This is a genomic window from Streptomyces sp. NPDC004609, assembly GCF_042873655.1.
Lineage (GTDB): Bacteria > Actinomycetota > Actinomycetes > Streptomycetales > Streptomycetaceae > Streptomyces.
Map to the genome: position 1 here is coordinate 162,979 of NZ_JBIALS010000017.1, position 6,421 is coordinate 169,399.

At 70.9% G+C, this 6,421-nt stretch carries 5 protein-coding genes; 3 read left to right on the forward strand and 2 right to left on the reverse strand.

Annotated elements, in window-relative coordinates; genetic code table 11:
* Positions 1-174: 174 nt before the first annotated feature.
* Positions 175-1,203 carry a 6-phosphofructokinase gene (locus ACFYT4_RS18940; protein ID WP_389269841.1) on the forward strand — a complete coding sequence of 343 codons (1,029 nt, stop codon included), beginning with the start codon at positions 175-177 and terminating at the stop codon, positions 1,201-1,203.
* Positions 1,204-1,459: 256 nt separating this feature from the next.
* The gene (locus ACFYT4_RS18945) at positions 1,460-2,467 is read left to right on the forward strand and encodes a 2-hydroxyacid dehydrogenase (protein ID WP_389269843.1); all 1,008 of its coding nucleotides are present in this window, start codon (positions 1,460-1,462) and stop codon (positions 2,465-2,467) included.
* A 39-nt stretch (positions 2,468-2,506) separates the two neighbouring features.
* On the opposite strand, the gene ACFYT4_RS18950 is transcribed toward ACFYT4_RS18945, so the two are convergent.
* Both ACFYT4_RS18950 and ACFYT4_RS18955 read right to left on the reverse strand, forming a co-directional pair.
* The gene (locus ACFYT4_RS18950) at positions 2,507-4,429 is read right to left on the reverse strand and encodes an anthranilate synthase family protein (protein ID WP_389269845.1); all 1,923 of its coding nucleotides are present in this window, start codon (positions 4,427-4,429) and stop codon (positions 2,507-2,509) included.
* A 120-nt stretch (positions 4,430-4,549) separates the two neighbouring features.
* The gene (locus ACFYT4_RS18955; RefSeq protein WP_389269857.1) at positions 4,550-4,609 is read right to left on the reverse strand and encodes a trp operon leader peptide; all 60 of its coding nucleotides are present in this window, start codon (positions 4,607-4,609) and stop codon (positions 4,550-4,552) included.
* A gap of 345 nt (positions 4,610-4,954) precedes the next feature.
* On the opposite strand from ACFYT4_RS18955, the gene ACFYT4_RS18960 reads away from it, so the two are divergent.
* Positions 4,955-6,301 carry a class II 3-deoxy-7-phosphoheptulonate synthase gene (locus ACFYT4_RS18960; protein WP_389269859.1) on the forward strand — a complete coding sequence of 449 codons (1,347 nt, stop codon included), beginning with the start codon at positions 4,955-4,957 and terminating at the stop codon, positions 6,299-6,301.
* Positions 6,302-6,421 lie beyond the last annotated feature (120 nt).

Here is a 6,421-nt window from a genome sequence, read left to right on the forward strand (position 1 = left end):
CGTTCCGGTGCGACCCCGCTCGAACGAGTGAATGCCCTGGTCACACGGACCCCCGGCCAGGGCCCTGAACACCATGTATCGCAGGGGGTATTGACCTTCGCTCCCTTCTCGTAGTGACCTGAATCACCATTAGCGTGACGGTCCTAGGGCTCATCAGGCGAAGGGAAGTTTTCCATGCGCGTAGGAGTACTGACCGGGGGCGGCGACTGCCCCGGCCTCAACGCGGTCATCCGCGGTGTCGTCCGCAAGGGTGTCCAGGAGTACGCGTACCAGTTCGTCGGCTATCGCGACGGCTGGCGCGGACCCCTGGAGGGCGACGCGGTCACGCTCGACATCCCGGCCGTCCGGGGCATCCTGCCCCGGGGCGGCACCATCCTCGGCTCTTCGCGCACCAACCCGCTCAAGGCGGAGGACGGCATCCGCCGTATCAAGGACAACCTCGCCAAGGCGGAGGTCGACGCACTGATCGCGATCGGCGGCGAGGACACCCTCGGCGTCGCAGCGCGCCTCCACGACGAGTACGGCGTCCCGTGCGTCGGCGTCCCCAAGACCATCGACAACGATCTGTCCGCCACCGACTACACCTTCGGCTTCGACACCGCCGTCGGCATCGCCACCGAGGCGATCGACCGGCTGCACACCACCGCCGAGTCGCACCGGCGCGTCCTGGTCGTGGAGGTGATGGGGCGTCACGCGGGCTGGATCGCCCTGCACTCCGGACTCGCCGGCGGCGCCAACGTCATCCTCATCCCCGAGCAGCGCTTCGACCTCGACCAGGTCTGCGCTTGGGTGACCTCGCGCTTCAAGGCCACCTACGCCCCGATCGTCGTCGTCGCCGAGGGCGCCATGCCCAAGGACGGCGACGCGGTGCTCAAGGACGGCTCGCTGGACTCCTTCGGGCATGTGCGGCTCTCCGGCGTCGGCGAGTGGCTCGCCAAGGAGATCGAGCGGCGGACCGGCAAGGAGGCCCGCACCACGGTGCTCGGCCATGTGCAGCGCGGCGGCACACCGAGCGCCTTCGACCGCTGGCTCGCCACCCGCTTCGGGCTGCACGCCATCGACGCCGTACAGGACGGCGACTTCGGCAAGATGGTCTCGCTGAAGGGCACCGACATCGTGCGCGTCCCGATCTCGGACGCGACCGCCCGGCTCAAGACGGTCGACCCGAAGCTGTACGAAGAGGTCGGCGTCTTCTTCGGCTGATCCGCCGGCCCGATCCGTCCGGCCGATCACTCCGGCCGACCTGTCCGGCCCGCCGGGCGGGGGCGGCACCGGCCGGACGTGAACCCGGCGAGGACCCCCACCGCGGACCCGACCGCGAGTCCGCCCCCGGCTCCGTCCCTCTCCGATCCCGATTCCGGCGACCCGCACACCCGTTGACCGGCGCCTTCGAGCTGTGGGCCGTATATTCGCCGTGTCCGGCCCACAGCTCACCTTTCCGGGACAAGCGGGAGAGAACGTGGAGATCCTTGCCTTCGGCGTGCAGGCCGACGAGAAGCCGCTGATCGAGAAGGCGTTCGAGGGCATCCCCGGCCTCGGTATCCGCTGTCTGGATGTCTTCCTCACCGAGGACACCGCACCCATCGCGGCGGGCCACGAGATCATCTCCACCAGTGTCAACGCCAATCTGAGCGCCCGCGTCCTGCAGACCCTCGCCGTCGGCGGCACCCAGATGGTCGCCCAGCGTTCCACCGGCTTCAACAACATCGACCTGGACGTCGCCGAGCGCCTCGGCCTCAGGATCGCCAGGGTCTCGTCCTACTCTCCGTACTCCGTCGCCGAGTTCGCCTGGACCCTCGCGATGGCCGTCAACCGCCGGATCGTCCGGGCCGCGGGCCGCACCCGCGAATTCGACTTCCGGCTCGACGGGCTGCTGGGCCGCGACTTCCACGGCCGCACGGCCGGAGTGATCGGCACCGGCAAGATCGGCGAGGCGTTCACCCGGATCGCCCACGGCTTCGGCATGGACCTGCTCGGCTGGGACATCGCTGAGAATCCCGCCTGTACCGCCCTCGGCATGACCTATGTCGACAAGGACGCCCTTCTCGCCTCCTGCGACCTGGTCAGCCTCCATGTGCCGCTGCTGCCCGACACCCACCACCTCATCGACGGCGAGGCACTGCGGACGATGAAGGACGACGCGATCCTGGTGAACTCCAGCCGCGGCGGGTTGATCGACACGGACGCGCTGGTCGGCGAGTTGCGCAGGGGCCGCTTCACCGGGGTGGGGCTCGATGTGTACGAGGCCGAGGCCGGGCTCTTCTTTCTCGACAAGTCGATGGAGGCGATCGAGGACGACACCCTGGCCCGGCTGGTCACCTTCCCGAATGTGCTGGTCAGCTCGCACCAGGCGTACTACACCGAGGACGCGGTCGGCCAGATCATCGAGGCGACCGTCCAGAACGTGATCGACTACCGGGACGGCCGCCGGTCCGGGAACGTCCTCGTCCCGGCGGCCGTCGGCTGACGCCGGCGGACGCCGTCCACCGAGGTCAGCCACCCGTGCTCAGGACCTGCGGAGCACCGAACCCGCCAGCAGCCCCGCGACCACGGCCGGACCGTTCAGCGTCAGCACCGACTCCGGATGGAACTGCACCGAGGCGAACCCCGGCGCGCGCAGGGCGTGGACCTCGTCGTTCGAGGGATCACGCGCGACCTCCACCGCGCGGGCCGCCAGCTCCGCGGCCGTCTTCCCGTCGCAGCGCGCGGTGAAGCTGTTGTAGAAGCCGACCGTCTCCCGGCTCCCGAAGAAGTCGATCGTCTCCTGCGCCCCCTGGTACGGCTCGTCCTTCCGTCCGACGGGGAGCCCCAGCTCGGCCGCGATCAGCTCGTGACCGAGGCAGACACCCAGCAGACCGTGCGGGTGTGCCCGCAGCAGCTCGGCGGTGAGCCCGCGCAGCAGACGCATCTTCGGGTCGGCGCTGTCGGACGGATCGCCGGGGCCGGGCCCCAGCACCACCGGACCCGGATGGGCCAGGACGGTCTCCCGCAGCCCCGGCCCCGCCGGGTCGTCGTATCGGCGCACGGTCACCTCCAGTCCCGTGGAGCGCAGCAGATGCGCCAGCATCGCCGTGAAGGTGTCCTCGCCGTCGACGATCAGCGCATGCCCCCGCAGGGCGTCACCGCGCTCCTGCATCCGCAGCCAGAACGGCGCGAGGGCCGCCCGCCGGGCGTCCAGACGGGCGCGCACCCGGGGGTCGTCGGCCAGCCGGGGCCGCTCGGCCTGATCGCGCGGGCGCCCGGGGCGTACACCCAGCGCCGCCAGCACCCCGGCGGCCTTGGCATGGGTCTCGGCGACCTCGCCGCAGGGGTCGGAGTGGCGGACCAGGGTGGCACCGACGGGCACCCGCAGTCCGCCTTCGGCGTCGATGTCGGCGGTACGGATCAGAATGGGGGAGTCGAGCGTCTGGGCGCCGTTCGCGTCCTTCCCGATCAGTGCCAGCGCGCCCGCGTAGTAGCCGCGCCCGGTTCCGCCGGGACCGGCGGGCTCGTAGCGCTCGATGACCCGGCACGCGTTCTGCACGGGCGATCCGGTGACCGTCGCCGCGAACATCGTCTCCTTGAGCACCTCCCGCACATCGAGCGAGGAGCGTCCGCGCAGCTCGTACTCGGTGTGCGCGAGATGCGCCATCTCCTTGAGCCGGGGCCCGACGACCACCCCGCCCCTGTCCCCGACGGTGCACATCATCTTCAGCTCCTCGTCGACGACCATCGACAGCTCGTCGCGTTCCTTGCGGTCGTCGAGGAAGCGCAGCAGCGCGTCGGCGTCCGGGCCCTCGGGCGGATAGCGGAAGGTGCCGCTGATGGGGTTCATCACGACCGTCCCGCCGCTCATCCGCACATGCACCTCGGGGCTCGCGCCGACCAGGGTGCGTTCCCCCGTGTGCACGACGAAGGTCCAGTACGCCCCGCGCTCGCCGTCCAGCAGCCGCCGGAAGAGCGCGAGCGCGTCCGCCCGGCCGAAGCCCGGGATGCGGCCGGTGTAGGTGCGGCGGATGACGAAGTTGGCGCCCTCGCCGCTGCCGATCTCGTCGTCGATCACCCGCCGCACGATGTCCGCGTACGCGTCGTCGTCGACGTCGAAACCTCCGTCCTCGACCTCGACCCGATGGGACGGGAGCGCCGCCAGGGCGTCGGCGAGCGGGATCTCGTACGACTCGTCCGCGACCAGGACGCTCAGCGGGGTGCCGTCGTCGCGAACGTCGAAGCCGCGCTCCCTGATCTGCCGGAACGGTACGAGGGCGAGGGAGGGGCGTCCCGTGAAGACGGGCAGCTCGGCGAGTGTCGCGGTCTCGTGGACCGAGCCGGCCAGGATCTCGACCGTGTCGTGGTCATGGCCGGGGGTACGCCTGCGCAGCAGGGCGAAGGGGCGGTCGCCGTGCAGAATCCGGGCGAGGGGGTGGTCGGAGGGCGGCTGGGTGCTGGGCATCCGGTGGGTTCCTTCCGGGCGGGAGGGGGAGGAACGACCGGCTCCGGCAGGAACCCCGGGTCACCCGGGAAGCACGGAAGGCCGCCCCTCGGGCGGCCTTCGCGATGAGGGTACGCGCAGTCAGTGGGCCGCCGGATGAGCGGTCCACCACCAGTGGTAACGGGTCGAGTGCGCGTACATGCGGCGAACTGTAGCGCACGGGGAGTGCGGGACGGAACGCAGACCCGGCGGCGGGGGCGGACGGAACGCAGACCCGGCGGCGGGGGCGGACGGAACGCAGACCCGGCGGCGGGGGCGGACGGAACGCAGACCCGGCGGCGGGGGAGCGGGACCGCGGCGAGCGGGCCGCGGACCGTGCGGCCGGCGGGCGCCCGGTCGGGCACGGGATCCCGTCCGCCGGCCGGATCTCCCGGCGGTCGGCTCGGCGACGGTATGGCCGGCATACGGAATGCTGGACTTCACGTCTCACTTACTGGGCGGTCGAAGGTACGTACGCCACGACCCCGTACTGTTGGCGGCGTGACCGTGAACGCTAAGACCACCCCCGTCGGTGGCAACACCTGGCGAGACCTGCCTGCGGCGCAGCAGCCCGAGTACCCGGATGCCGAGGCTCTGCGCGATGTGATCGCCGAGCTCGAAAGCTATCCTCCGCTCGTCTTCGCCGGTGAGTGCGACCAGCTGCGCGCCCGGATGGGGGCCGTCGCCAGGGGGGAGGCGTTCCTGCTCCAGGGCGGTGACTGCGCCGAGGCGTTCGACGCGGTGTCGGCCGACCACATCCGCGCGAAGCTGAAGACCCTGCTCCAGATGAGCGCCGTCCTGACGTACGCGGCCTCCGTGCCCGTCGTCAAGGTCGGCCGGATCGCCGGCCAGTACTCCAAGCCGCGCTCCAAGCCGACCGAGACCCGCGACGGTGTGACGCTCCCGACCTACCGGGGCGACTCCGTCAACGGCTTCGACTTCACCGAGGCGGCCCGCATCCCGGACCCCGAGCGCCTGAAGCGGATGTACAACGCCTCCGCCTCCACGCTCAACCTGGTGCGCGCCTTCACGACCGGCGGCTACGCCGATCTGCGCCAGGTGCACGCCTGGAACCAGGACTTCGTGAAGTCGTCCCCCTCGGGCCAGCGCTACGAGCAGCTCGCCCGCGAGATCGACAACGCGCTGAACTTCATGGAGGCGTGCGGAACCGACCCGGCCGAGTTCCGCGCGGTCGAGTTCTTCGCCTCCCACGAGGCGCTGCTGCTGGACTACGAGGGCGCCCTGACCCGTACCGACTCGCGTACCGGCGAGCTGTACGACACCTCGGGCCACATGGTCTGGATCGGCGAGCGCACCCGGCAGCTGGACGGGGCGCACATCGAGTTCGCCTCAAGGATCCGCAACCCCATCGGCATCAAGCTCGGTCCGACGACGACCGTCGACGAGGCCCTGACGTACATCGACCGGCTGGACCCGGAGCGCGAGCCCGGTCGGCTGACCTTCATCGTCCGCATGGGCGCCGACAAGGTCCGTGACAAGCTCCCCGAGCTGGTCGAGAAGGTCACCGCCTCCGGGGCCACCGTGGCCTGGGTGACCGACCCGATGCACGGCAACACCTTCGAGGCGGCCTCCGGCCACAAGACCCGCCGCTTCGACGACGTCCTCGACGAGGTCAAGGGCTTCTTCGAGGTCCACAAGGAGCTGGGCACGCATCCCGGCGGAATCCACGTCGAGCTGACCGGTGACGATGTCACCGAGTGCGTGGGCGGCGGCGACGAGATCTTCGTCGACGATCTCCACCAGCGCTACGAGACCGCCTGCGACCCCCGTCTCAACCGGAGCCAGTCCCTGGATCTGGCCTTCCTGGTCGCCGAGATGTACCGCGACCAGTGAGCTGACCGGCGATCTTCCGAACGCGGCGGTGGGGGGGGGGGGGGGGGGGGGGGGGGGGGGGGGCGGGGGGGCGGGGGGGGGGCGGGGGGGGCGGGGGGGCCGCTAGTAATGAAAGAAAGA